Annotated in this window: 27 protein-coding genes; 14 read left to right on the forward strand and 13 right to left on the reverse strand. The window is 35.5% G+C overall.

From position 1 onward, the window contains the following. A partial coding sequence (locus tag C4E06_RS03715; protein WP_198648287.1) for a G8 domain-containing protein occupies positions 1-736 on the reverse strand: 736 nt, incomplete at its 3' end. Between the two features lie 321 nt (positions 737-1,057). Here C4E06_RS03715 and C4E06_RS03720 point away from each other — a divergent pair. The 7 genes from C4E06_RS03720 to C4E06_RS03745 all read left to right on the forward strand — a co-directional run bounded on the left by C4E06_RS03720 (position 1,058) and on the right by C4E06_RS03745 (position 6,885). Beyond that, positions 1,058-1,969 (forward strand): oligosaccharide flippase family protein, encoded by a 912-nt coding sequence (locus C4E06_RS03720; RefSeq protein ID WP_198648288.1) that lies wholly within the window; start codon positions 1,058-1,060, stop codon positions 1,967-1,969. After that, positions 1,944-2,408 (forward strand): hypothetical protein, encoded by a 465-nt coding sequence (locus C4E06_RS27585; RefSeq protein ID WP_198648289.1) that lies wholly within the window; start codon positions 1,944-1,946, stop codon positions 2,406-2,408. Before C4E06_RS03720 ends, C4E06_RS27585 begins: the two co-directional genes overlap by 26 nt. A 76-nt stretch (positions 2,409-2,484) precedes the next feature. Continuing rightward, positions 2,485-3,465 carry an NAD-dependent epimerase gene (locus C4E06_RS03725; protein ID WP_107666870.1) on the forward strand — a complete coding sequence of 327 codons (981 nt, stop codon included), beginning with the start codon at positions 2,485-2,487 and terminating at the stop codon, positions 3,463-3,465. A gap of 56 nt (positions 3,466-3,521) precedes the next feature. Further along, positions 3,522-4,427, forward strand: coding sequence for a sulfotransferase (locus C4E06_RS03730; protein ID WP_107666871.1), 906 nt, complete (start codon positions 3,522-3,524; stop codon positions 4,425-4,427). Between the two features lie 50 nt (positions 4,428-4,477). Then, the gene (locus tag C4E06_RS03735) at positions 4,478-5,305 is read left to right on the forward strand and encodes a 2OG-Fe(II) oxygenase (RefSeq protein WP_107666872.1); all 828 of its coding nucleotides are present in this window, start codon (positions 4,478-4,480) and stop codon (positions 5,303-5,305) included. 21 nt (positions 5,306-5,326) lie between these two features. Then, positions 5,327-6,718, forward strand: coding sequence for a hypothetical protein (locus tag C4E06_RS03740; RefSeq protein WP_107666873.1), 1,392 nt, complete (start codon positions 5,327-5,329; stop codon positions 6,716-6,718). Between the two features lie 53 nt (positions 6,719-6,771). Next, on the forward strand, positions 6,772-6,885 hold the full coding sequence (locus C4E06_RS03745) for a sulfotransferase (RefSeq protein WP_198648290.1): 114 nt from the start codon (positions 6,772-6,774) through the stop codon (positions 6,883-6,885). 68 nt (positions 6,886-6,953) lie between these two features. Here C4E06_RS03745 and C4E06_RS03750 read toward each other — a convergent pair whose 3' ends face one another. The 3 genes from C4E06_RS03750 to C4E06_RS03760 all read right to left on the reverse strand — a co-directional run bounded on the left by C4E06_RS03750 (position 6,954) and on the right by C4E06_RS03760 (position 8,271). Beyond that, entirely contained in the window at positions 6,954-7,457 is a 504-nt protein-coding gene (locus C4E06_RS03750) for a pentapeptide repeat-containing protein (protein ID WP_107666874.1), read from the reverse strand. Positions 7,458-7,543: 86 nt separating this feature from the next. After that, the gene (locus C4E06_RS03755) at positions 7,544-8,062 is read right to left on the reverse strand and encodes a sulfotransferase (protein ID WP_107666875.1); all 519 of its coding nucleotides are present in this window, start codon (positions 8,060-8,062) and stop codon (positions 7,544-7,546) included. After that, on the reverse strand, positions 8,041-8,271 hold the full coding sequence (locus tag C4E06_RS03760) for a hypothetical protein (RefSeq protein WP_107666876.1): 231 nt from the start codon (positions 8,269-8,271) through the stop codon (positions 8,041-8,043). The genes C4E06_RS03755 and C4E06_RS03760 overlap by 22 nt, the downstream gene beginning before the upstream one ends. Before the next feature lie 67 nt (positions 8,272-8,338). On the opposite strand from C4E06_RS03760, the gene C4E06_RS03765 reads away from it, so the two are divergent. Beyond that, entirely contained in the window at positions 8,339-8,767 is a 429-nt protein-coding gene (locus C4E06_RS03765) for a YraN family protein (RefSeq protein ID WP_107666877.1), read from the forward strand. Here the strand turns inward: C4E06_RS03765 and C4E06_RS03770 are convergent. From C4E06_RS03770 to C4E06_RS03780, 3 genes are all read right to left on the reverse strand, one after another. Continuing rightward, positions 8,764-10,032 carry a serine hydrolase gene (locus C4E06_RS03770; RefSeq protein ID WP_107666878.1) on the reverse strand — a complete coding sequence of 423 codons (1,269 nt, stop codon included), beginning with the start codon at positions 10,030-10,032 and terminating at the stop codon, positions 8,764-8,766. The two genes, C4E06_RS03765 and C4E06_RS03770, sit on opposite strands and share 4 nt — an antisense overlap. A 113-nt stretch (positions 10,033-10,145) precedes the next feature. Further along, on the reverse strand, positions 10,146-10,376 hold the full coding sequence (locus tag C4E06_RS03775; protein ID WP_157951107.1) for a hypothetical protein: 231 nt from the start codon (positions 10,374-10,376) through the stop codon (positions 10,146-10,148). Between the two features lie 251 nt (positions 10,377-10,627). Beyond that, positions 10,628-10,948 (reverse strand): hypothetical protein, encoded by a 321-nt coding sequence (locus tag C4E06_RS03780; protein WP_107666880.1) that lies wholly within the window; start codon positions 10,946-10,948, stop codon positions 10,628-10,630. A gap of 234 nt (positions 10,949-11,182) precedes the next feature. Here C4E06_RS03780 and C4E06_RS03785 point away from each other — a divergent pair, with 234 nt between their 5' ends. The 3 genes from C4E06_RS03785 (at position 11,183) to C4E06_RS03795 (ending at position 14,490) form a co-directional block, all read left to right on the forward strand. Then, positions 11,183-11,521 (forward strand): hypothetical protein, encoded by a 339-nt coding sequence (locus tag C4E06_RS03785; RefSeq protein WP_107666881.1) that lies wholly within the window; start codon positions 11,183-11,185, stop codon positions 11,519-11,521. 287 nt (positions 11,522-11,808) lie between these two features. Beyond that, positions 11,809-13,878, forward strand: a complete 2,070-nt coding sequence (locus tag C4E06_RS03790; protein ID WP_107666895.1) for an FAD-dependent oxidoreductase — start codon at positions 11,809-11,811, stop codon at positions 13,876-13,878. 156 nt (positions 13,879-14,034) lie between these two features. After that, positions 14,035-14,490 (forward strand): DUF29 domain-containing protein, encoded by a 456-nt coding sequence (locus C4E06_RS03795; RefSeq protein WP_107666882.1) that lies wholly within the window; start codon positions 14,035-14,037, stop codon positions 14,488-14,490. Between the two features lie 9 nt (positions 14,491-14,499). On the opposite strand, the gene C4E06_RS03800 is transcribed toward C4E06_RS03795, so the two are convergent. The 6 genes from C4E06_RS03800 to psbN form a co-directional block, all read right to left on the reverse strand. Beyond that, complete coding sequence (locus tag C4E06_RS03800) at positions 14,500-14,979, reverse strand: hypothetical protein (protein WP_107666883.1); 480 nt, start codon at positions 14,977-14,979, stop codon at positions 14,500-14,502. A gap of 15 nt (positions 14,980-14,994) precedes the next feature. Then, positions 14,995-16,968, reverse strand: coding sequence for an AAA family ATPase (locus C4E06_RS03805; protein ID WP_107666884.1), 1,974 nt, complete (start codon positions 16,966-16,968; stop codon positions 14,995-14,997). After that, a complete protein-coding gene (locus C4E06_RS03810) occupies positions 16,955-17,149 on the reverse strand; it encodes a CxC ATPase DNA modification system associated small protein (RefSeq protein ID WP_107666885.1) in 195 nt (64 codons plus the stop codon). Before C4E06_RS03810 ends, C4E06_RS03805 begins: the two co-directional genes overlap by 14 nt. Then, positions 17,139-19,151: a DEAD/DEAH box helicase family protein gene (locus C4E06_RS03815; RefSeq protein ID WP_107666886.1), complete on the reverse strand. Its 2,013-nt coding sequence runs from the start codon at positions 19,149-19,151 to the stop codon at positions 17,139-17,141. The genes C4E06_RS03810 and C4E06_RS03815 overlap by 11 nt, the downstream gene beginning before the upstream one ends. 242 nt (positions 19,152-19,393) lie before the next feature. Beyond that, positions 19,394-20,875 (reverse strand): DEAD/DEAH box helicase, encoded by a 1,482-nt coding sequence (locus tag C4E06_RS03820; RefSeq protein WP_107666887.1) that lies wholly within the window; start codon positions 20,873-20,875, stop codon positions 19,394-19,396. A 409-nt stretch (positions 20,876-21,284) separates the two neighbouring features. After that, positions 21,285-21,416 carry a photosystem II reaction center protein PsbN gene (gene psbN, locus C4E06_RS03825; protein WP_009543503.1) on the reverse strand — a complete coding sequence of 44 codons (132 nt, stop codon included), beginning with the start codon at positions 21,414-21,416 and terminating at the stop codon, positions 21,285-21,287. A 157-nt stretch (positions 21,417-21,573) separates the two neighbouring features. Between psbN and aroB the strand changes: the two genes are divergently transcribed. From aroB to clpX, 3 genes are all read left to right on the forward strand, one after another. Then, complete coding sequence (gene aroB, locus C4E06_RS03830) at positions 21,574-22,674, forward strand: 3-dehydroquinate synthase (RefSeq protein WP_107666888.1); 1,101 nt, start codon at positions 21,574-21,576, stop codon at positions 22,672-22,674. A 233-nt stretch (positions 22,675-22,907) separates the two neighbouring features. Continuing rightward, complete coding sequence (clpP, locus tag C4E06_RS03835; protein ID WP_198648291.1) at positions 22,908-23,597, forward strand: ATP-dependent Clp endopeptidase proteolytic subunit ClpP; 690 nt, start codon at positions 22,908-22,910, stop codon at positions 23,595-23,597. A gap of 11 nt (positions 23,598-23,608) precedes the next feature. Next, positions 23,609-24,925 (forward strand): ATP-dependent protease ATP-binding subunit ClpX, encoded by a 1,317-nt coding sequence (gene clpX / locus C4E06_RS03840; protein WP_107666889.1) that lies wholly within the window; start codon positions 23,609-23,611, stop codon positions 24,923-24,925. Positions 24,926-25,101: the final 176 nt, after the last annotated feature.

A 25,101-nucleotide genomic window follows, 5' to 3' on the forward strand; every position in this document is an offset into this window, starting at 1 on the left:
CATAAATATCTAAGCCAAATCCTTCAGGGGTGGTATGGTCAAATCTTAGGGCATTTCCGTTAACATCATTGTGGCTAAATGTAATAGTATTGCCATTAATAGACTCAATAGTTAAAACTTCATCTTGAGTAACACTATTATCTGCATGAGAACCATTTTTGTCCCATTGAGTTCCTGTGAGAACAATTTGATCTCCTACTTCCCAATTCGTAGGAACAGGTTCAGAAAAAGTCAGTTCTGTCGAACCCGCTAAATGATTATCAGCAAGGGTTACGTAAGCGGTTTTTTCTTCCCCAAAAATACTGACTTTGGCTCCATCTCCTGCCACTAACCCACGACTTAGTTGATGAGGGTCCCAGTTCGTATCAATTTCAGGATTATTCGGATCAACTGGAGCAAAAATGATATTAGCTTGAGCTTTAATCGGATTAAGCTCAGTTCCCATTTCTAGGGTTCCTGTATTAGAAACCGCAATATAATCAACAATCAGTTGAGTATTAGTATTTTCTGAAAATGCAAGAGTCCCATCGACTCTAATGGTATGAATTCGTGCTTCACTCTTTTGATCATAGAAAACCTGTACTCCTTGGGCAATTACCACATCAGCATTATCATTAGGAATAATTCCATCTTGCCAAGTATTGGGATCAAACCAATCACCATTATTAATAGCAATATGAGTAGCATTACTATGAGGAACAATATCTAAAAAAGATGCATGACTATGAGTATCCATAAAGTTTTTACCAATTCACTTACTTTCTAAAAGTTCCCCAACTACTTTAGAAATACTATCAGGGATATTCCCTATTTTTTCCTGACACTTCATAGGGTTAGTTGCGGTATTTCTTGTCAGTAGAAACACTGGTTTTCTTCTGAATTAAAAACCCTAGATAAACAATATGAGAAAAATGTTAAGTATTCGTGAAGCTATCGAGCTACGATCTGATCACGTAATGTGATATAAATCAAAAAGGTAGTCAAACCTTAAATTTATTAGATGATTAAGCTATTGCACGTAATTGTTTTTAAGTCAATATAAACAAAACCTCAAATTATGTCATCAATCAAGAAAAAAGCTATTAGTGGCACTATCTGGACTGTTGTTGGTTATGGGGGAAGTCAAATATTAAGGCTCGGAGCAAATATTATTTTGACTCGCCTGTTAGTTCCTGAATTATTTGGTTTGATGGCATTAATGAATACTTTTATTACGGGACTTAAGTTATTTTCCGATCTCGGTATTCGTCCTAGTATTATTCGTAGTCCACGAGGTGATGATCCTGTCTTCATTAATACAGGTTGGACACTACAAGTCATTAGAGGATTTGGTTTGTGGATTGCTTGCTGTCTAATTGCCTGGCCAGTAGCGCAATTATATGACAATCCAGACCTTATTTGGTTACTACCTATTGTCGGCTCTACCACTATCATGAGTGGATTTAGTTCTACTGCTCTGGTAACCCTCAATCGTAAAATGAATTTCCGTATTATCACCCTCTTTCCGTTGGCAGTGCAAATTATTAGTTTGGCTGTGACAATTATTTGGGCTTGTTTTCATAAAACGATTTGGGCTTTGGTGGTTGGCTCTTTAACTTCTAGTATGATTAATATGATTATAAGTCATCGATTAGATCCAAAAGTATCTAATCGATTTATGTTAGATAAAGAGTCTCTCGAAGAACTGGTATCTTTTGGTCGGTGGGTATTCTTGGCCACGATAATGACTTTTTTGGCTGAACAAGCTGATAAATTATTATTAGGTAAGTTTCTATCTTTGGAGATGTTAGGGGTATATGTTGTGGCTTTCACCCTAGCAGATGTTCCTAGAAAAGCGTTTAGGCAAGTTAGTCAAAACGTGATGATGCCAATTATCGCCTCACAAAAAGAACTACCAAGGAAACAGCTAAGAAATAAAATTTTAAAAAAAACGTTGGTTAGTCTTGATTGCATTAGCAGTCATAGTTAGCTTGCTATTTTGCACAGGAGATTATATTATTTACTTTTTATATGATTCAAGGTATCAAGCAGCAGGCTGGATGCTTCCTATTTTATCTTTGGGTTTATGGCCGATGATGCTATCAGTAACAATAGATAAGTCTCTTTACGCTCTGGGAAAACCTATATATCCAGCTTTAGGGAATGGTCTAAAATTTTTATATATGTTAATTGTAGTCCCTTTATCCTTTTGGAATATGGGATTAATTGGAATTATCCTAGCTATTGCTTTTAATGATTTTCCTTATTATATAGCTGTTAATTATGGACTTTGGAAAGAAAAGTTACTTAGTTTTTCTCAAGATATAAAAGCAACTACTATCTTAATTTGTTTATTGGTTTTAGGAACAGCGATCCGCTTAATGTTGGGTGTGGGATATTCCATTGATACAATTCCTCTAAATCTTTAAATGAGTTAAAATCCTTAATAATAAAAACGGACTACTTCTAATTGAATTGAGAATAAAATGAGGATAAAGAACAGTAATGTTAAAATATTTGATAACTGGTTGTGCCGGTTTTATTGGGTTTCATTTGAGTCAAGATATCCTAAAAAAAGGAAGTATGGTTATTGGCTTCGATAATTTGAATTATTATTATGATGTTGATCTAAAAAAAAGTCGGCTCAGTCAACTTAATGTTTATAAAAACTTTAAATTTCATCAACTAGATTTAACTGATCAACAAAGTATTTTAGAATTATGTACTCACCATAACTTTGATTATGTTATTCATCTGGCAGCCCAAGCGGGTGTTCGTTATTCTTTGGAAAATCCTCATGCTTATGTTGATAGTAACTTAGTGGGATTTATTAACATTTTAGAAGGATGCCGTCACGGAAAAGTCAAACATTTAGTTTATGCTTCTTCAAGTTCGGTTTACGGAGCTAATCAGAAAATCCCCTTTTCAACTCAGGATAATGTGGATCATCCCATTAGTCTATATGCTGCTACAAAAAAAGCCAACGAATTAATGGCTTATACTTACAGTCATCTTTATAAAATACCAACAACAGGGTTACGTTTTTTTACTGTTTATGGGCCATGGGGTCGTCCAGACATGGCCTATTTTTTATTTACAAAAGCTATCATAAAAGGGAAACCAATTAAAGTTTTTAATCATGGCAAAATGAAGCGAGATTTTACCTACATTGATGATATCGTTGAAGGCATTGTACGAGTCAGCGAGAAGATTCCCCAAGGGTCAGAATTGAATAATAATGTTCCGGCCAAGGTATATAATATAGGGAATAACCAACCCGTTGAACTCATGACTTTTATCGAAGTCCTAGAAAACTGCATAGGCAAAAAAGCCATTAAGGAATTTTTGCCTATGCAACCAGGAGATGTACCCATGACTTATGCTGATATTGATGATTTAATTAATGATGTCGGTTTTAGTCCTCGTACTTCTATCGAAGAAGGACTAGATAAGTTTGTTCAATGGTATAAATCCTTTTATCTTTAAATTAGCTCGACATTAAATCTGATTCTTGTTTGATAGAAAGTCTAAAGAGTTAATCAATGACTAAACCTGATTTCATTATTATTGGTGCAGCCAAATCTGGGACAACAACCTTGTATAAATATTTGTCTCGTCATCCTCAAATTTATATGAGTCGTATAAAGGAGCCGGATTTTTTCTCTTTAGACAAAAATTATGCTAAAGGTATACACTGGTATAACTCACTGTTTGAAGGAGCTAAGCCAAGCCAACTTTGCGGAGAGGCATCAACAACCTACTCGAGATGGCATCAGTATCCTAAAACTGTTGAACGTTTAGCCAAACATCTTCCTGATGTCAAGTTGATATACATTATGAGACATCCCATTGACCGTGCTTATTCTTTTTATGCTTACCGCCTCAGACGAAGTCAATACAACAGAGAATTTTTAGCCACAAGGAACGAATTAATGGAGGCAAAAACCTTTGAGGATGCGATCGCTCAACAGAGTGAGTTTATTGATAGTAGTTACTATTTAGAACAAATTGAGAAATATTTGCCTTTTTATCCACGAGAATCTTTTTTATTTTTGTTAATGGAAGATTTAATAGATAATCCTATGAATGTAATGAATCAAATCTTTGAGTTTTTGGGAGTTGATTCTAATGTTAAATTAATTCAGGAAGAACCGATCATTGCTAACAAAGCTGATGATGATGCAAAAAAATTTTTTCTTTGGAATTTAAGGAAATCTGTTCAGGCTATTCCTTTGGTTAAGTCTACGGCTCAATTATTGCCGAAGTCTTTTAAAAAAAGCTTCTATGAAATAGTATATAAGTTGAGCTATAAAAAGCTGAACCATCAAGAATACGTTCCTCCTAAAATGTTACCTGAAACTCGTAAGATGCTAATAGAAAAATTTCGAGAACCGAATGATAGACTATCTCAATTTCTAGAGAGAAATCTTTCTCACTGGAATCAATAACTTTATTCTTTACCTTTAAATAATTTGTATAATCATAGGAAAATTTTATCATGCAAACTACAGACTTAAGATTTTGTTTAGATGCTAACTACTTAGACACATTAGCAGATAAATATCATAGCGAATATATCAATGCTAAACCTTTCCCTCATATTGTCCTTGATAATTTCCTACCAGAACCTGTCTTAGAAAATATCTTACAAGAATTTCCCGATGTCAAAGCTTCTGGTTGGCGAAAGTCTGAGCGAACAACAGAAAAGAAATTAGATTCTTTTCCTGAACTAGACATGGGAGATGAAACTCGTTTTCTCTTATATCAGTTAAACTCATCAATTTTTATTAGTTTTTTAGAAAAATTAACAGGAATCTCTGGAATCATACCAGATCCTCATTTTCAGGGTGGAGGACTTCATCAAATTGAACGAGGAGGATTATTAAAGATTCATGCTGACTTTAATAAGCATAGAAAAATGAATATAGATCGTCGTTTGAATTTACTGATCTATCTCAATAAAAATTGGCAAGAAGAATATGGGGGACATTTTGAATTGTGGAACCGAGATATGACGGTTTGTGAAAAGAAAATTTTGCCGATTTTTAATCGTTGTGTTATTTTCAGCACCTCAGATTTTTCCTATCATGGACATCCTGAGCCTTTAAACTGTCCGGAAGAAATGACGAGAAAATCCTTAGCCCTATACTACTACAGTAATGGACGACCCCCTGAAGAAGTGTCTAACGGACATTCAACTCTTTTTAAGGAACGTCCAGAGGATAATTTCAAGAAAAAGTCTGCTGGTGGTAAAAAGAAAACCTTTCTCAATCAATTATTACCTCCGATTCTGATGGATTTATATCGTCAGTCATCTAAGAAATAAGCTTTTTACTAATAACTTATTATGAGTCCTCAAGCCATATTGGTCATGTTGTTGTGGCCAGGAGTCGTTTTTTTTCTATTTTATCGTTTTCCCAGTCAAAAAGCAGTAATCATCTCCTTCATAATAGCTTGGTTATTCTTGCCTCAAAAAACAGGATTCGAGATACAAGGATTACCTGACTATAACCGAATATCTGCTACTTGTTATAGCATCTTAATAGCTACTATTATTTTTGATTTTCAACGGTTTAAAAATTATAAGTTTAGCTGGATTGATTTACCTATAATCATTTTTAGTATCTCCCCGTTTTTCGCTTCAGTGAGCAATAATCTTGGAGTTTATGATGGCTTATCCTCCTCACTAAGTCAAACAGTTCGTTATGGTTTCCCTTATCTGTTGGGTCGCCTCTACTTGGGAAATTTGTTAGGGATGAAAAGACTAGCTATGGCTATTTTCGTTAGTGGATTAATTTATATGCCCTTGTGTTTATATGAAATCAGAATGAGTCCACAGCTACATAGCATGGTCTATGGTTTTATGGGACAGCGTGAGTTTGCTCAATCAATCCGTTTAGGTGGGTATCGTCCTACAGTTTTCCTCTTTCATGGACTGAGTGTAGGAATGTGGATGATGGCGGCGACACTGATTGGATGGTGGTTATGGCAGTCTGGTACGATAAAAAAGTTATGGAATATACCCATTACTTTCTTCGTTCTTCCCCTAACTGCTACTTTTATTTTAATTAAATCAACAGGGGCTTATATTTATTTCGCTTATGGGATCTTGGTATTATTTAGTGCGAAATGGCTGAAAACTAATCTTCCTTTATTGATATTGATTATTTCTATATTTATTTATTTATTCTTAGGAGCAACAGGCCAATTTTCGGGTAAAGGGGCTGATCAAGTTCTTGACTTTTTGTCTTCAGTCGTCCCTCAAGATAGACTTAGTTCTTTGGAATATCGATTTGATAATGAAGAAATTTTAGTTGAAAAGGCACTAGAGAGACCTATTTTTGGTTGGGGAGGATGGGGGAGAAATCGCGTTTATGAGTATAATTGGGAAGGAGTTTTAGTTGATGTATCTACCACTGATAGTTTATGGATTATACAATACGGAATCAATGGTGCTGTGGGTTTAATTAGTATTTTTGCAACATCCTTACTACCATCATTCATGTTTATTTTGTCAAAATCTAAATATCCAGCGGGTTTATGGTTACATCCCCAAATAGCCCCTGTTGCAGTTTTAGTAACAATTCTGCCTCTTTATATGTTAGATTGCACTCTTAATAATCAATATAATCCAGTCTTCATGTTGTTATCTGGGGGATTAGCAGCATTTATGGTCAAAAAGCCAAAAATATATTCGCGAAAGTTGAGAGATATTTATTATGGAAAAACCTTAACCTAATGCTTAATCTTGCTTTGATTCTATTTTTGTGTCATCGTATTGTAAGGTGAATTATGCCCAATAACTATCAATTCCTTGTTACAAAACCCATATTTCTCGTAGGTGCTGAACACTCTGGAACAACACTTTTAAGATTGATGCTTTCTCACCATCCCCAGCTTTCTTGATGCCTAAAATTTGAATATGTTGTTGATCAAGGGACAAATATCTGAAATAGAGTACTAGTTATGGAGATTTATGGACAGAATAGAGTGTCTTTAGTCTTTCTACCTGTAATTGGATTCGTTCCCTTGGCTATGTCACATAACTTTTTTTCAGTATCAAGACGCAGCAAAACATCGGTAAAATCTGCCCCATCAATAACTGCGCCGTTAAACAAAGTATTAGTTGCAAATGCTCCTTCTAAAATGGCATTAGTAAAGTTAACACGCACTAATCTAGCTGACTCTAAATCAGCATACCTTAAGTCTGCCCCTTCAAAATTTGCTCCTTCTAAATTAGAGGCAAAAAATCTTACCCCTTGTAAATTAGCATGACTAAAATCACAACCCCGTAAGTTAGCGTGTTCAAAATCTGAGTCTCGCAAATCTTGACCCGAAAAATCTCGCTCAACTAAGTTTTGCTTGGCATAATTAACACTCCAAGCTGGTAAAACTGGGTTAATCAATACAAAGGCAAAAGTACATATCACTACTAAAGTAATATATATGTACTTTTTTGAATTTTTAATGTTGACCATCACAATGAAAAGTGTTTATTTTTAGCTCATGTAGTTATCTTATCAGAGTCAGAGTAATCAATCTTAAATAGACGAAAAAAATTTTTTTATTGAGAAAATGTTGTCTTTAAATAACTCATTATAGTTTTGAACTTACTTCTGTCCGTTAACATTTGTTGAGTTCGGTAATTCAGAAAAATAATCGATGTCTGTAATAAATCTGCTAAATCTGACAGCTTAGGGGTAGGATTTTTTAAATCGTATCCTGCCTCTTTCATCACCTCTCCAGCAATTTTCTCACAAATCCAAACTTCTGTATCTGTGACTTCTGTTCGTTTTTTTCCAGCAAAAGATGTATTTTGTTTCGAAGTCTTTACCTCTACATGAGGTAATCTAGTTGTGTCAAGAAACCTCGCTAATTTTTCCGCCTGTTCCTCAGAATCAGCTACTAAATCTTCAAACTTTATGGAAAATATTTCTGCTTTTCTTTGATTTTTCACTTTTTTCACTGTATTATAGGCTATCTTCCAATAATTAGCATAGGCTAAAGGGTGATAATCACGAGTGTCACCATCTTGAGCATGAACGTACTTTTTAGAAGCCATCATTTTTCTAGGATCACGCATAATAAATATAAAATATCTAAACCTTGTACTTTCTGATAAATCATTAGATCATCAAAAACATACCAATCTTTTAATGTAGATAAAGTATGAGCTAAAAAAGAAGATCCACTTCTGGGAAGGCCGACGACTATAACTGGGGGAGTTGATTGCTCAACGACAGGAGTTGTTGAAAAAAGAGGAGAAGTAGGAGATTTTGAAGTTTCTAGCATAAAGATTCCGTGATGACTTGCAGAATACTATTAATATATTATACTTAACCCAATTTTCAATATTCTTATGACTTCTATCGGCAAAATTGGTGAACAATTTGTGGCTCAATGGTTAATTTCCCAAGGCTGGCAGATTTTACATCAGCGTTGGCGATCGCCTGGGGGAGAAATTGATATTATTGCCCAACATCAGAATAGTAATACTATCATTTTTGTGGAAGTTAAAACCAGAAAAAGCAAAAACTGGGATCAATCTGGCATTTTAGCAGTCACCCCTCAAAAACAAGCTAAAATTACCCAGACAGCCTCTTATTTTTTAGGGCAATATCCTCAGTTTTCTAACTTTATTTGTCGTTTTGATGTGGCTTTAGTTCATCATCAACCTTGTTATCCGAGTGATAATAAGCACTCTAATTTTCTCGTTGAAATAGGAAAACCGATTCAATGGCAAGGTTATCAGCTAACATTATTAAAATATATTAAAGCGGCTTTTTAACCTTCTGTTGGGTTGCTATTACTGGTTGTTTCTTCGGGTTGAGGTTGAGTTTCAACAGGTTTCTTAACAGTTTTAGGAACGGGACGAGGTTGATAATATTTAAAGTGTTGATAAACCGTTCTAGAAATTTCTTGAATCAGATGACGACCGGCTATATCATCATAAGCTCTTTCAGCAAAAACGGCTCCAATATAACGCTTTCCGGTGGGCATATCAATAATACCAGCATCCCCAATAATTGTCCCAATATCCCCTGTTTTATGGGCAATGTTAGCCTGTTTTTCTAACCCTTGAGGCAGTAAAGTTCGGGTGCGTGTTCCTTCCATAATAGAGATGAGGCGATCGCGGGATCTCGCACTAATTAAGTCACCCCTTTCTATCCTTGCTAAGAGTTTACTTAAATCTTCTGAACTGGTTTTATTGGTTCCTTCTAAATCAGGTAAAATATTATTAATTTCAGTGTTTTTCATCCCCCATTCTTTAAAGCGTTGGTTAAGAACTTCTTTACCTCCTATCTGTTTAACTAACATTTCTGTGGCCGTATTATCACTAATTACTATCATTTTTCTCGCCACTTCAATGGCAGGAAATTTTTTATTTTCCTGCATATATTGCATATCCCCTGAACCACTAACCATCACGTCTTTAGTCATGGTTAACATTTGATCAAGGTGAATATTTCCTTTATCAACTTCTTGGAAAAAAGCCACTAAAACAGGTATTTTGATCGTACTAGCGGCCGGGATCGGTTGTGTGCCATTATAAGTAACATAAGCCCCATTATCTAAGTCAATAAACCAAGCTTGGGGTTTCACATTGGGGTATTTAGCATCAATTTTTTGTATTTTTTCTTTGAGTGCGGTTAATTCTTCACTAACGGGAATAGTGGCAGAAGATTTCGGGGTTACTTTTTCGGGTTTCTCTTCTTTGGTTTCTTCTGGGGACGGTTTAACCAATTGAGAGGCTTTGAGATAAGCTGCTAAGATATCTTGAGGATTAATAATGGTGAGGGTGGTTCCTGCGATCGCACCAATACCAACCCCCATAATACCAATACGTAAAAGATACAAGAAAAGTCGAACTAAGAGATTAGGGGAACGCTTAGAGGGGTTAGGACGAGATTTTCTCGTTTCCCTGGAGAGTTCGGTTTTACTATTTCTTCGTGTCCCTGAAACGAGTTTAACTGGTTTCTCATTATGATTAACCCGACGACGTGCTATTTTTTTGGGTTGAGTAGAGGCAATAGAAGAAGTTCGACGCGCCATAATTTCAGCTTATCTATAGTGTCATTGATTTCAGTTACCCATTCAGACGTAAAAAACCTCTTAGAGTTGCATTAATCCTAAGTTATTTAGATTTAGTTTATTTTTAAGCTAAACTAGCTTAAATCAATTTCAATTTCTTTGATAACTGTATCTCCATCAATAATTCCAAGTTTATATCCTTTTTGTTTAGCTTCTTCTTCAGCAATACCAAAGAGTGCTATTCCGTTTATAATTATGTTAGCGATATCTGTATTGTTGTTTTTAGCTAATTTTTCCAGAAGTTCATAAAGTTCTGGAGAAATACTCAAGTTTAACTGTTTAGATAACTCTGTATTATTGGTCATATTAAGTATTGGAGGATTCATTAATACAATAGGTAAAAAAAGCGGGTGATCTTCATTATAAAAAATAAGACTGTCTAAACTTATCGTTAGTACAGTTTCATTGTCAACTCACATCTTACACCCCTACAGCAAAACTGAAATAAAAAACACAGAAAATTAACTATCAAATAGTTTCAGTCAAAATAAACCTCTATTTTTCTTCTGCTGTTCTCTTTTTTCTCTCCGAACTAAGCGCAAGATGTGAGTCACTATTATTGTTTCTTGATGTGATCATCATGTAATTTAATAGTAGATACTTCTACGTTTTTATCATGTTCAGTGTTAGATACTGCAACAGGAACCATTACAGGAACAATCTTCACCACTTGCAAAAATATCGATAAAATTAGCAATACAGTCTTAATTTGTTCATTGACAAGAGCCAATTTTTTTTGTTCAAAGTCGATAGCTTTCAGTCGTTCAAGATTTTGATCTGTAGCTGATATTTGTTGTTCTTCTGTCTTATTGACTCGTAAATCATCTTGTTTAACTCCATGATGATTGAGGTATTTTTGCGTTGATATTGTTTGCATGGTTTTTTGGGAGTATGTGTGAGTAGAGACGTTGTATCCAACTTTTCTACCTTTATGTATACGTGAAAAAAGTCAAGAACTGGTAAAATGACTTAAAATTAAGTTATTTTAATTTTCTTTCAAAAGATTAAAATAGTAAAATGTAACTTAATTAGCCTTATTTTACTAATTTCGTCTTTTTTCGAGGATTGTGAAAATAACTTAACTTCTTATTTTCAATAGTTTAAACGTTCTATGGATACCAACAAAACCCAAAATAGAGTACAAGCTTATTTAAGTAATTCTGTCTATCAAGCTTTTCGTGAATATTGTAAAAAGGAAAAATTAAACCAATCACAAGCAATGGAGAAAATACTTTCTAATTTTTTATTACAGAAAGAGAAAGTATATATCATTGCAGACAATAACCAAGATAAAATAAAAGACTTAGAATCTAGACTGAGTCAATTAGAAGCTATTATAAAAACTAAAGATTATATGATTACAAACACTAAAGATTATTTAGAGAAAGCAAGAGTTAATACTTATTCTATTAAATTAACCAGTAAAAATATTAACAAAATCATGAAGTAGCTATCTTATTTTAAGAGTAAATTGATCATACAAAATCAACTATAATTAATCAATTAAAAAATAATAAAATTGATAAAAAATGATACCAACCATTGACTCTGTAAATAAAATTGTTAACTTATAAGATGATTTTTCAACAATCTGAAAAAAGACTTAAAAGATTGCAGTATTTGTTGAGACTTTCCCTAGACTTAAAGAACAAAACACAAAAAAGATAAATGATTAGCAATTTATCTTCACAAGAGTTAATCATTCAGCTTGCTATACTCACACACTCAAAAAAAATTATGGGAAGACTCAGGAAACATCAGGAGAACTCTGGGAAATTATTGTCACAAAAAAGAACCCATGAGAAGAAACCATTAAAGCGAATTTTGACAAGTTTATTTTTGGGAATAATTAGCTTAGAAACAACTTTACCTTTAGTGGCTAATTCCCGTAATCCTCAAGAAACCGTGAATTGTGATATGTTAATCGTAGGGGCTGGTTTAGCGGGTTCGGCGGCAGCTTATGAGGGTTTATTAGCAGGAAAAACCGTTTGCTTAACCGAAATTACCGATTGGGTTGGGGGACAAATTTCCTCACAAGGAACCTCAGCGTTAGACGAAGGAAAACGACAGCGATCGCAACAACATTTCCCTAGAGGATATAACACCTTAAGACAGAATATTGCCCGTCTCTACAATCGGCAAAATCCTGGGGAGTGTTGGGTCAGTGAAAGTTGTTTTCTTCCTTATCATGGTCATCAGTTATTGTATCAACAATTAAAAGAAGCGGCACAATGGGGAAGAGGTACGTTAAAATGGTTTCCTTCTACGGTGATTAAAGACGTAGAATTAAGTGAAGATGGAAAATTAATTAACAGTGCGATCGCTATTCAACACAGTCCCAAACCTGGAACCCCTCATCTCAACAAAGAACCCCTTTCTCAAACCATTGAAGACGCTTATAGCTACGAAAACTCTCAACGGTTTAACAAGAAAATTATTCGCTTCGAGTCTAAATCTAAACAAGGAAGTCCCACCGACTGGTTTGTTATAGAAGCGACAGAAACCGGTGAAATCGTCGCTTTAGCAGACGTTCCCTACCGTTTAGGACTCGATCCCCGTAGTCATCTTAACCCCTCTTCTCCCACGGAAAAGGGCGATCCCTATTGTGTGCAAGGGTTTACCTATCCGTTTGCAATGGAACGAACCGCAACTCCTCAACCTCAGACGAAACCCTCCTTTTATGAACAGTACGAACCCTACTACGGTTATGACAGCGATCGCAGAATGGCTTATTTTGACCTAGTCTTTACCTATCGACGCATCTGGAGTAACGAACAAGGAAAATTTGTCAAAGTGGGGCCGATGAAAGTTCATGAACCCACCCCCGGCGATATTTCCATGCAAAACTGGGTATGGGGTAATGATTACCGTCCCGGAACTTCTCAAGATAACTTAGTTTATAGTCGTAGACAACTCGAACAAACCGGACAACTCGAACCCGGCGGTTGGAAAGGGGGACTCCGTACAGATGCTTTACGCAAAGGCGAAGAACTCTCTAAGGGGTTTTACTATTGGTTAGTTGCCGGTACTACTGATTCTCGTTTAGGCTATGGGGTTAAACGGCCTCATCCTAACCATCGCTTTTTACAAGGGTTAGATTCTCCCATGGGAACCAGTCACGGGTTATCCAAATACCCCTATATTCGAGAAGGAAGACGCATTATCGGTAGGCCCTCTTACGATCATCCTCAAGGGTTTACTATTAACGAGATCGATATTTCCACTAAAGATTATTGGCATGATTTTTATCGCACTTCTTTACCTCGTCCCATGTATCAGTTGGTGTGGTCAACTATTGCGGATTTAGAATCAAAATTTGTCACTGCTAACGATCGCCCGTCTTATATGATCACTCGACGCACCCATGCGACAGTTTACCCTGACTCCGTGGGAGTCGCCGACTATATGATTGATTTTCATCCCTGTATGGCCTTATCTCCCCCAGAAACGCGAGGCAACCGGGAACGTCCAGGGGTTCGTGTTGCTCACGGTGGGGCCCATCCGGCACAAATACCTTTGAGGGCTTTAATTCCGCAAAAAGTGGATAATTTGATTGTCTCAGGGAAAAGTATTGCCACCAGTCATATTGCTGCGGCTGCTTATCGGGTACATGGGTTTGAATGGTCTGTCGGTGCTGCAGCCGGTACTTTAGCTAGTTTTTCTCTAGAACAAGGCATTTTACCCTATCAATTAGTAGATAATTTACCCCAGCAAGAAGCTAAATTACAACAGTTACGTCGACGGTTAGAAAGTAATGGGAATCCGACAACATTTCCCCGTGACATAATGTTTAGTCTTCGTCGTTAAACCGTAGGGTGGGCAAATCAAAAAATTATCTTACCTACTAATAATGTCAAAAACTTTGCCCACCTTACAAAACTATTAACGATATAATTCGTTAATTACTATTAAGTCTCAGAAAATATTGTTAAAATTATCATAGGTTAGATAGAAGTTTAATTAATGAGTTCCATTGACAGCATGATAGAAACTGACGAAAACAATAATATGACTAACCTTTATGAAACAGATTTCATAGAGTGGACGATTAAACAAGCTCAAGCATTAAATGATCATAATATAAAAGCTCTTGATTGGGATAACTTAAAAGAGGAGATAGAAGACTTGGGAAAAGAGCAAATTAATGCAGTCCATAGCTTTCTAAAACAAATTATAATACACAGATTAAAACTAGACTATACTAACGAGATTCTATCACGGGGACATTGGATGGATGAAATTGACGATTTTCAAGACGAAATTGAGAGAAGATTAACGAAAACCCTGTTAAACAAAATCAATATTGAACCTGAATATGAGCGAGCAAAGCGTAAGGTCTTAAAATCATATAAGATTAACTTACCTGATCAATGTCCTTATACTTTTGAAGATTTAATGACGAGATTACCAGATAATTAATAAAATTAATTACCAGTTATGATTGTTATCCATTTCTGTTTTAAGAATTTCAACATATCTAATCAAAAATTCTTCAGCAAAATAAGGTTTAGATATTTTGGACTGTAAATAGTCAAACCCTCCACTTGCATAAGCGTTCATTTTATTCATTCCGTCATCAGTTAGGTTAGTAATGCTGTTAGGATCAATGAGTTTGACTAAAATTTTTTTAGCCTGACTTTTATCATCTAAAGTTAATCCTTTATCTGACAATTCTGCTTGTATTAATAACCCAATAATTAAATTCTGTTGACTTTTATAGTCTGAGACAAAATAATCAACAAAATCAGCAGAATGACTGGGATCTGGGGTACTTTTATTTTTGGAAGCTAGTCCCATCATTAAACATAGATAGTATAAATCAAATTCAGTATTTATAGGCGGTTTTTGCTTCTTGATCTTAGAAAACCAGTCTCTTGCATCGTGACGTATGCGAAATGATTTAGCCATAATAGTTACCTCTTTTTAATAGTCTAATAAATCAAAATTATTAAAATAGTCTTCACCTTCAATAATGACACAATTTTTATTATCAATTACGCCTTTTGATGGTAAAGCTTTTTCTAATTGTTGGGTTGTTTCTGTTTTTCGGAAGACAGTCACAAAGTTGATATTCTCTGCATTGTTAGCTAATGTATCTGTAAACCCTTCTCGTTCAGAAGAAATAGTAAAAGCAATAAATTGTTCACATAAATCGGGTATTATTTGACCTATTTCTCGTCTAACTGTAATATCAATAGAGTTTGCTGGACTATCAACTAATAAAGGAAATTGATGTTGTCCTTCTGATAATAACGTTGTTAGAAAAATATAACCAACTGATAAGGTTTGTCCCATACTTGCTGCTTTTTGTCCCTCTAATGTAATTGAGTGGTTAATCTCACTAATGGAAATGGGATCACGATATAATATTTGTTCTAATTTTTGATTACATTTATCACGGATAGACTCTCTAAGGTTATTATTTGCTTTCGTTTTAGCAAGTTTTAGAATCTTTTGTAAAATCTCTTTTTTTCGACGCATTTCTATTGTATTAGAAATTTCAGCAAGTTTGATTTCTTCATCTTCTAACCATTGTTTTAATGCTTTTAAACAATTTGTTTTTTCATAAGACTTTGGTTTATCATTATGATTAGGTTCCCTTTCAATTGCTTCTAATTCTAACTCAATTTTCTTCTTTATTTCCTTCTTTTCATCAAGTTGTTCCTTCCATTTTTTGACTTCATCAGTACCTTGAGAAATACTCAGATCATAATAATATTTATATTCTGTTTCAAGGTCTTGTTTTTTCGTCATCTCTTTCTTTAAATCGATTACACCGTTATTTATTTTTTCTACATTATAATCTGTGTTTATTAAGTCTCTTCTTATATCTTCTTTTAAACTATTTAAAAAAATAGCAGTATTATCGGAAAGATATAAATTAGCGCGTTGTTTAATAATTTCTCTTATTTCATCATTTAATTCTCTACCACAAATACAATCTTTTTCATTACAAAGATCAATAAAAAATTGACGAGATGCTTTTTCAGGCAATTCAGCTTTATCAAATTTATCTTTTAATTCAATCAGTGACTCTCTAAATTTTGGATGTAATAATTCAGGTTTTCTAATGTCTTGCATTAATTGTTCAACATTGTTTTTAACTGTATTATTAGTATCATTTATTTTGATTTTTGTTTCATTTATTATTTCGCTGATATCTTGATTTTCATTTGTATGAAATTCTATTTTTGATTCTAAATCTTCTATTTCTTTCTCAAGTTTAGAATATTTACGCCGTCTAGTTTTCAGAATATCTTCTATGGTTTGAATACGTTTTTTTAACTCATTTACTTTATTTCTTTGTCGTGTATGGCCCCTTGTACATTGTGCTTTATAAGCAGTTTCTCTGTCCCAATGACTTTCAACATCCTTATGCAATTCATCTAATAAATATAACTGAAATAAAGAATCAATTGCTTGAGATGCTTCTGACTTGCTGGAGTCTAATAATTCTTGAACAAGTTCCCCATCAAAAATAAATAATCTCACAAATTTAGGGTTTAAGAATCTTCGGATATTAATGGGTAATTTGTCATAATCAGTTATTCCCCCAACTTTAGAATAACTGGAAAGATTATCAACAATTCCTTCTTCAAAGTTAAACATTAATTTAAAGGTTAAAAACTCGTTATCAACCCGTAAATTTAAGGTAAATGAGCCTTGAGGATTATTGTCCCCATGACGACGATAACTTTTAATTGTTTCTGCATCCCACTTACTTACTTCTCCTGTCAAAGCAGCACGAATTAAGCTTAAAATTGTGGTTTTTCCTGTACCATTTGGCATTTGGATTAAAGCAACATGGGCAGGGTTTTCACCAGACATTAAATTGATTTCCATATCTGGACATCTTAACCCTTTACATTCCCAACTGATAATGTCAATCTTCATCATAATTTTGTACTTTTATCGATTCATAAATTAATTCTAGTCTTTGTGCTTTATCACTATCAGATAAAGTATTTTTATTGATAGCTTCCAGCCAAGCAATGATCTGTCTAGAAACTGAGTCATCTTGACCCATTTCTTCAACAGAATCCTCAATTGCTTTTTTAATTTCATGTTCAATAGACATCGCTGTTTATCCTCCTAGTTTGTGATAATTCAGTTAACCAAAGATAACGCTCCTCATCAGCACTTAATCTATCTTTTTGTTCCTCACTCTCAACAACAAAGTCGATAATTGTTGCTTGTTTATTAGGATTTTCTGTATCAGTTCTAAGACAACGACCAATTCTTTGTATGGTTTCTAATTTCGCTCTTGCTGATGAAAATATAATAACATTTTTTAGTCTTTTAATGTCGATTCCTTGAGAAATTCTATGACAAGCAATTAAACAATCAATCTCTCCTTGTGCAAATTGTTTAAGATAACTTGGATCTTCCCCTGAGTAGTAAGTACGATAACGATGAGTATGTTTATGAATGGTATTTAAAAGCTGATCTCCGTACCATTTTTCTTCAACAAAGATAATAGTTGACTTGAGAATATCAGGATTACTATCAACAAAATAAGCAAATACTTCTGGCTTTTTTTCAGCTAGTTTATAAACTTTAGAAAGTGCTGTCCATATTTCTTCTTTTGTCATAGGATTCCCTTCTTTTTCTCTAGCGGCTTTTTGTTTATAAACTTGCTCACGTCTTTGTTTATCTCCATCGGTTAATTGATATCTCAAGGGGATATAATTAAGCTCACAAAGGATTCCTCTTTCGATAGCTTCTTTTAAACCAAATTGAAAAAATACTTCTCCAATTTCCTCAAAAATAAATTGTGTTCCTTCTTGATCATATTCTCTTTCTGGTGTCGCACTTAACCCTAAACGATAACCAAAATTTTGATGTTTACCTTGCAAGTTTTTACAGTTTTCTGGACTGCCCAAACCATGAACTTCATCATGAATAATTATCATTCTTTGTTTCTCATCATCTTCAATCTGATTTAATAGTTTACTAAGATTTTGACGAGAAATAATGATAACAGCTTTGTGATGATTGTTAATAAATTTTTCTAATTCGTGATTATTTTTATAGTGTTTAAATACCCGAAATCTTTGCTCTCGTTGAATTGCCCAACCTAGTATTTCTTGTGACCATTGATCTAATAAATCATTGCCATCTGTACTAATAATAATACTGTCAATTTTCTGCTCATCATCTAGTTTGGTTAAAATTTTTATACTGGTTCGTGTTTTACCTGTTCCCGTGGCCATTTCTAAAACACCATGATGCACGTTTAAGAATTTTTTTACCGCTTCTTCTTGGTGTTGCCAACGCTGATCTTTTTCTACAGTTTGTGAAATCTTTTTAAACTGATGTGACTTATTGGTGTTAGAATATAGAGGATTATGATTAGGGGCATAATCTTTAATAAATTTAATGGTTTGCTGAGAGAGAGAAAGAGTTTTTAAACCTGTAGCTTTTCCTAACCAAGCTTCCTCAAATTCTTCTATTTTAATATCAATTCTTTCTTGATCGGCTGTTAGCCAACTTCGATAAACATCAATAGATTCATAATTCAAATTATGACCATTAAAAGACTCATTCGCTGAACCCGTAAAAGCGATCGCATCTCCCCAGGGAAAGTCAAAAATTCCTATTTTTTTATGAAACAATCCCATTTGTTCTAAATTTTGTGGAAAAGCAAATTTCAAGATTAATCTATCATTAGCTATCATCCAAGCTAATAACTTTTGTCTCATTTCAAAAGAATCATTATTTAGCGCGTCTCTTACAACCTGATCGGCAATAATTTGTTTTAATTTCTTTCTTTCCTTTTCATCAGTCGCGATGCTCAAGGTTTTTTTATCTTCCTCTGATAACTCAGGAGAAATTATTAATTTAACCATCACATCATCTAAAATAAGATGAGCGATCGCATTATTCCAACTTAACAAAGCACTACTAGAAAAATACCCAACAGCGCGACGATATTGATGACAATGTTTTAAACAAGGGGTAAAAAAATCTTCACCTAAATTAGTTTTACCACTGCGATAATGGTTGTTAATATTTCTGATAACCTCTTTCCCTTGTTTATTCCAAGGGAACTGATAATCTATGATTGAAGAATTGAACATAGAATACAACGATAATTTTCTTTAGCATTCCCAAAAATTCCTAATCTGTATCATCACAGAAGCAAAAAACCTTACCCACCCTATAACAGTTGTCTAGTGAACTGTTGAAAATAACAATTTTTTGACTAACTTGTTTTTCTTGTCAAAACGATGTTGCAAGCGCACACCTTTTCTATTCTGTATAGAATATCATGTCAAGTCAAGAAAAAGCAATCATTTTTAACATTAATTAGGGAAATATTTTACTCTTCTTCTCCCCATTTCGTTTTAGGTTTTTCAGCAGCCCTCAAAGACTTTTTAGACTTCATGTCGTAGGTTGAGGGTAACACTTCTAATTGTTGAGGTTTGGGGGTTTTTGTTCCTTCTTTTCTACGCTGTGATGTTCGTTCCTCGCTGGTGTCTTCTGCGACAATTTCATAAAGAGTTGCTAACTTATTTTTTCCCTTTCCTTTCCGCAAAATACGACCCAATCTTTGAACATATTCCCGTGCCGAACTGGTTCCCGATATAATAATAGCAACTTTAACCTCTGGCACATCAACCCCTTCATTTAAAACATGGGAAGTCACTAAACTTTTATAAATACCTTCTCGGAACCGTGTTAAAATATCGTGACGCTCTTTTACTGGGGTTTGATGGGTAATAGCAGGAATTAAAAAGTCTTGAGAAATGCGGTAAACTGTCGCATTATCATTGGTAAAAATTAATAAAGAATCGTGATGATGTTCACAAACTAATTCTGCTAAAATTCTTAATTTTCCTTCCGTACCGGCCGCGATTTCTTTCGCTTCTCGATGGGCTAACATTGCCCGTCTTCCGGCTGCACTTCTGGCACTCGCTTTGACAAAAATTTGCCAGCCATTTAAACTACTCAAAGAAATATTAGACTTGCGTAAAAAATCATTACGAATTTGTATCGCCTTCTCATAACTTTTTCGTTCTGTTTGTGATAGTTTTACTTTAATTTCTACTACTTCGTGATCCGCTAAAGTACCCCCCGCTAGTTCTTTAACTCCCTTGCGATAAACCACCTCACCAATTAAACTATCTAAGTCACGATGACTACCATCAGCCCTTTCTGGAGTAGCAGTTAAGCCTAAGCGATAGGGAGAAATAGCGTATTCTGCAATAACACGAAAAAAATCAGTAGGAAGGTGGTGACATTCATCAAATATCTGTAATGCGTAGCGATTTCCTAGCGTTTCTGCGTGAATAGCTGCACTGTTATAAGTTGCAATTAAAATAGGACTGCGATCTCGCGATCCTCCTCCCAATAACCCCACCTCAATGTCAGGAAAAGCCGCACTCATTTGAGCATACCATTGGTGCATTAAATCCAAGGTTGGCACTATAATTAAAGTAGTGCGAGGTGTGGCGATCATCGCTAACTGGGCTAAATAGGTCTTTCCCGCGGCCGTGGGCAACACCACCACCCCTTTACGTCCCGAATGTTTCCAAGCCTCTAACGCCTCCGTTTGATGGGGATAAGGTTCCCTTTCAAAACTAGGGGTTAGGTCTAACGGAAAAAAGTCTTTAGCTTCATCAATTAAGCTAAGATTATCAGCCTGTAAGGTTTCAATTAACGTCCGATAGTAGATAGCCGGAACCCTAAACTTTTCGATGCGATCATCCCAGGTAGCGAATTCAATCCAAGCTTTACCCCTTGGAGGTGGATGTAAAATTAAAGTTCCGCGATCGTATTTCAGTTTACTGGGTCGTGCCATGTAGTCCTTGAGTTCTAGGTTTTTCTACTTTAACGATTCCCTCAATCTTGACACAAAATACTAACTCATTTGACGAAAATTAAATTTCGGACAGAACGGCACTCTCATTATTCAACTATACCTTATCATAAGTGCCTATAAAGGCGCAACTTCGTGGTGACAAGTTGGGTAATTTTGTTCCTTGAGCAAGATTTTATCAGCATTGACAAACCATAGGAAATTTAAACTTAAAAATTATTTTTCATTAATAATATTTATAAACACACTTCAATGGGCTAAACATAACTAAACTTTATATATTAACCAATGAAAAAAGGTTGAGCTTTTTTAATAACTCAACCAATTGTTTAATTTAGTTTAATCTCTTGTGGATTGGTAAGGAAAAGCCTTATAATCCTGGTAAGATAGTCTAGTCTTCGTGATCTTCAAAGGGATCACTTAACTGGGCAGATGGGGGTCCAAATGCTGTGTAAATGGCAAATCCAGTAATGACAAGAAGAATTGAGCCAATAGCGATACTTAAAACAGTTGCAGGTTCCATAGGATTTTTAAAAGATGATATCGATCATCTTAATATTATAGTTAAAAAGTGTAACGTTATCTATCAATTCTATCTTAGTTTTGACACCAACCCCTTGAAATCCATCAACTTTTTATCGATTGCATGATTCTGAGAGATTCAGTATTAATAAAAATTTATGTCCTCTGTTATTCAAGTTACTTTACCTCACACAAGCTACAATATTATTACTTCTCCTAACAGTTTAGGGAATGTCGGCCGACATCTAACCTCACTGAAATTAGGTCAAAAAATCCTGGTAATTTCTAATCCAGATATTTTTGATTACTATGGAGAAACTGTTATTAATTCACTCAATGAAGCAGGGTTTAAAGTCTTTTCTCATTTAATTCCTGCAGGAGAAACTTACAAAACCTTAGAAAGCATTTCTCAGGTTTATGATATTGCCTTAAAACATCGTTTAGAAAGAACATCCACCTTATTAGCCTTGGGAGGTGGAGTCATAGGAGATATGACAGGGTTTGCTGCAGCCACTTGGTTAAGAGGCATTAATTTTGTTCAAGTTCCCACCTCTTTATTAGCCATGGTAGACGCTTCTATTGGAGGAAAAACCGGGGTTAACCATCCTCAAGGAAAAAATTTAATTGGTGCTTTTTATCAACCCCGTTTAGTGTTTATTGATCCGATGGTATTAAAAACATTACCAGTTAGAGAATTTAGAGCAGGAATGGCAGAAGTGATTAAATATGGAGTCATTTGGAACCCAAATTTATTTAATCAATTAGAAGCACAGAAAAAATTAGACAGTTTAGACAATATCAATCTAGAAATTTTGCAAGAAATTATCGAACAATCTTGTCAAGCCAAAGTTGATGTGGTTAATCAAGATGAAAAAGAAGCCGGCCTCAGAGCTATTCTAAACTATGGTCATACCATTGGCCACGCCATAGAAAGTTTAACCGGTTATAGTCAAATCAATCACGGAGAAGCAGTGGCACTAGGTATGGTAGCAGCAGGGAAAATAGCAGTAAAATTAGGAATGTGGACAGAAGAAATGGCTCAAAGACAAGAAAATTTGCTTAAAAAGTCTGCTTTACCAGTCAGCCTCGATAATCATTTAAATTTAGAGAATATTATAGAAACCTTACAGTTAGATAAAAAAGTCAAAGGAGGAAAAGTTCGCTTTATTTTACCGACAAAGATTGGCAAAGTAGAAATTAAGGCAGAAATTCCCTCTGAAGTGATTATCACGGTATTAGAAGAAATGAAAAGGACTTGATAAGCTATCTAAAAAATGTGCTAAGGTGAAAGCAACAAAACGTGAGACCCAGCATCCCAATTACTAAAATTGTTGTAAGCGAGACAAAATTAGAGAATAAGACTTATAATTAAACCAAGTCGGTATCTAGGCAGTGGTCTGGTTACCGCCAACGGTAGAATCAATCAAGGTTTCACCGTAATTGTCTAACGTATAGAAATACTATTTTTAAGTTAAACCGAAACAGAAAGGCTATGATTCAATCGCGATCGCTAGATTATACTCTATCAAGTAAACGTCCCTCAGAAATTTACGCCACCGCACAAAACATAGTGCCGATGGTTGTAGAACAGTCTGGCGTAGGGGAAAGAGCCTTTGATATCTATTCAAGACTATTACGGGAAAGGATTGTCTTCCTAGGAACCCCCGTAGATGACCAAGTAGCAGATTCAATTGTGGCTCAACTCCTGTTTTTAGATGCAGAAGACCCAGAAAAAGACATTCAAATCTACATCAACTCACCAGGAGGGTCGGTCTATGCAGGATTAGCCATTTATGATACCATGCAACAAATACGTCCTGATGTAGTCACCATTTGCTTTGGACTAGCCGCTAGTATGGGAGCCTTCCTACTCTCAGGAGGAACAAAAGGTAAACGGATGGCTTTACCCAGTTCTCGGATTATGATTCATCAACCCCTTGGGGGCGCACAAGGCCAAGCCGTAGAAATCGAAATTCAAGCTAAAGAAATTCTCTACATAAAAAAACGGCTGAACGATATGCTGGCTGAGCATACGGGACAACCTTATGACAAAATTGCGACTGATACAGAACGAGACTTTTTTATGTCAGCCCAAGAAGCAGTGGATTATGGTTTGATTGATCAAGTCATCTCTCGACCAGATTTGTCCGATCCCACTGTCCCTGTAACCTCACTCAACTAACTCAACCGCTTATGTCTAAATACGACTCCCACCTAAAATGTTCATTTTGTGGAAAATCCCAGGAGCAAGTACGAAAGCTAATCGCTGGCCCGGGAGTCTACATCTGCGATGAATGTGTCGAGCTTTGTAACGAAATTCTAGACGAAGAATTAATGGGAACCTCGGGTCCAATTACAGACAAAAGTAATCCCCGTCCTAAAGCCCGTCCCGCTAAAAATGGGACATCCCTGAAAGAGCTACCTAAGCCCATGGAGATCAAAGACTATCTTGATGAGTATGTGATTGGTCAAGATGAGGCGAAAAAAGTGCTTTCTGTGGCTGTTTACAACCATTATAAGCGTCTGAATTTGGTTCAGGGAAAAAATGATGATGACAACATCGAACTGCAAAAATCGAATATCTTGCTAATGGGGCCAACCGGTTCAGGGAAAACCCTGTTAGCTCAAACCTTGGCACAAGTATTAGAAGTTCCTTTTGCTGTGGCAGATGCAACCACCCTAACAGAAGCAGGATATGTAGGGGAAGATGTCGAAAATATACTCCTGCGACTCCTGCAAGTGGCTGATCTCGATGTCGAAGAAGCCCAAAGAGGAATTATTTATATTGATGAAATCGATAAAATTGCTCGTAAAAGTGAAAATCCCTCCATTACCAGAGATGTGTCCGGAGAAGGGGTACAACAAGCCCTTTTGAAAATGCTAGAAGGAACCGTAGCTAACGTTCCCCCTCAAGGCGGTAGAAAACACCCCTATCAAGATTGTATTCAAATCGATACCAGCAACATTTTATTCATTTGCGGTGGGGCTTTTGTTGGTTTAGACCGAGTGATAGAACAACGCATCGGCAAGAAATCCATGGGGTTCGTTCGTCCAGGGGAAGGACAGTCAAAAGAAAAACGGGCAGCGGATTTAATGCAACGAGTGGAACCCGATGATTTGGTAAAATTCGGCATGATTCCTGAATTTGTCGGCAGAATACCCGTAATGGCGGCTCTAAACCCCTTAACGGAAGAAACCCTGGTGGCAATCTTAACCCGTCCTCGCAATGCTTTAGTTAAGCAATACCAAAAACTGCTAAATATGGACAATGTTGAACTAGAATTTAGTGAAGAAGCAGTTAAAGCGATCGCTCAAGAAGCCTATCGACGGAAAACTGGCGCAAGAGCGTTACGGGGCATTGTTGAAGAACTGATGTTGGATGTAATGTACGAGTTACCTTCGCGCCAAGATGTCCAGAAGTGTATGATTACCAAAGAAATGGTAGAAAAACGCTCAACCTCTGAGTTGTTGGTACATCCGTCCTCTATAGTGACCCCCGAATCTGCTTAAAAACCTCCTTTGATGATGTCACAGCTAGGGCAAAGGAAATTGACAGTGGAAATAGTAGGGAAACTTTTTACTATTTTCACCTGTTGAGGTGTGTCTAGGAATTTGACTCAGAGATAATAGGTTATAGAAATTTAACTAACTGGGTCGAAGAAATTCCATAATCCAACCTACTCAAA

It is taken from the genome of Cyanothece sp. BG0011, from assembly GCF_003013815.1.
In the GTDB taxonomy this organism is placed as follows: Bacteria; Cyanobacteriota; Cyanobacteriia; order Cyanobacteriales; family Microcystaceae; genus Crocosphaera.

Coding starts and splice junctions, on each gene's coding strand:
- C4E06_RS03720 (WP_198648288.1), top strand. CDS start 1,058: ATGTCATCAATCAAGAAAAAAGCTATTAGTGGCACTATCTGGACTGTT.
- C4E06_RS03725 (WP_107666870.1), top strand. CDS start 2,485: ATGTTAAAATATTTGATAACTGGTTGTGCCGGTTTTATTGGGTTTCAT.
- C4E06_RS03730 (WP_107666871.1), top strand. CDS start 3,522: ATGACTAAACCTGATTTCATTATTATTGGTGCAGCCAAATCTGGGACA.
- C4E06_RS03735 (WP_107666872.1), top strand. CDS start 4,478: ATGCAAACTACAGACTTAAGATTTTGTTTAGATGCTAACTACTTAGAC.
- C4E06_RS03740 (WP_107666873.1), top strand. CDS start 5,327: ATGAGTCCTCAAGCCATATTGGTCATGTTGTTGTGGCCAGGAGTCGTT.
- C4E06_RS03745 (WP_198648290.1), top strand. CDS start 6,772: ATGCCCAATAACTATCAATTCCTTGTTACAAAACCCATATTTCTCGTA.
- C4E06_RS03750 (WP_107666874.1), bottom strand. CDS start 7,457: ATGGTCAACATTAAAAATTCAAAAAAGTACATATATATTACTTTAGTA.
- C4E06_RS03755 (WP_107666875.1), bottom strand. CDS start 8,062: ATGCGTGATCCTAGAAAAATGATGGCTTCTAAAAAGTACGTTCATGCT.
- C4E06_RS03760 (WP_107666876.1), bottom strand. CDS start 8,271: ATGCTAGAAACTTCAAAATCTCCTACTTCTCCTCTTTTTTCAACAACT.
- C4E06_RS03765 (WP_107666877.1), top strand. CDS start 8,339: ATGACTTCTATCGGCAAAATTGGTGAACAATTTGTGGCTCAATGGTTA.
- C4E06_RS03770 (WP_107666878.1), bottom strand. CDS start 10,032: ATGGCGCGTCGAACTTCTTCTATTGCCTCTACTCAACCCAAAAAAATA.
- C4E06_RS03775 (WP_157951107.1), bottom strand. CDS start 10,376: ATGACCAATAATACAGAGTTATCTAAACAGTTAAACTTGAGTATTTCT.
- C4E06_RS03780 (WP_107666880.1), bottom strand. CDS start 10,948: ATGCAAACAATATCAACGCAAAAATACCTCAATCATCATGGAGTTAAA.
- C4E06_RS03785 (WP_107666881.1), top strand. CDS start 11,183: ATGGATACCAACAAAACCCAAAATAGAGTACAAGCTTATTTAAGTAAT.
- C4E06_RS03790 (WP_107666895.1), top strand. CDS start 11,809: ATGGGAAGACTCAGGAAACATCAGGAGAACTCTGGGAAATTATTGTCA.
- C4E06_RS03795 (WP_107666882.1), top strand. CDS start 14,035: ATGAGTTCCATTGACAGCATGATAGAAACTGACGAAAACAATAATATG.
- C4E06_RS03800 (WP_107666883.1), bottom strand. CDS start 14,979: ATGGCTAAATCATTTCGCATACGTCACGATGCAAGAGACTGGTTTTCT.
- C4E06_RS03805 (WP_107666884.1), bottom strand. CDS start 16,968: ATGATGAAGATTGACATTATCAGTTGGGAATGTAAAGGGTTAAGATGT.
- C4E06_RS03810 (WP_107666885.1), bottom strand. CDS start 17,149: ATGTCTATTGAACATGAAATTAAAAAAGCAATTGAGGATTCTGTTGAA.
- C4E06_RS03815 (WP_107666886.1), bottom strand. CDS start 19,151: ATGTTCAATTCTTCAATCATAGATTATCAGTTCCCTTGGAATAAACAA.
- C4E06_RS03820 (WP_107666887.1), bottom strand. CDS start 20,875: ATGGCACGACCCAGTAAACTGAAATACGATCGCGGAACTTTAATTTTA.
- psbN (WP_009543503.1), bottom strand. CDS start 21,416: ATGGAACCTGCAACTGTTTTAAGTATCGCTATTGGCTCAATTCTTCTT.
- aroB (WP_107666888.1), top strand. CDS start 21,574: ATGTCCTCTGTTATTCAAGTTACTTTACCTCACACAAGCTACAATATT.
- clpP (WP_198648291.1), top strand. CDS start 22,908: ATGATTCAATCGCGATCGCTAGATTATACTCTATCAAGTAAACGTCCC.
- clpX (WP_107666889.1), top strand. CDS start 23,609: ATGTCTAAATACGACTCCCACCTAAAATGTTCATTTTGTGGAAAATCC.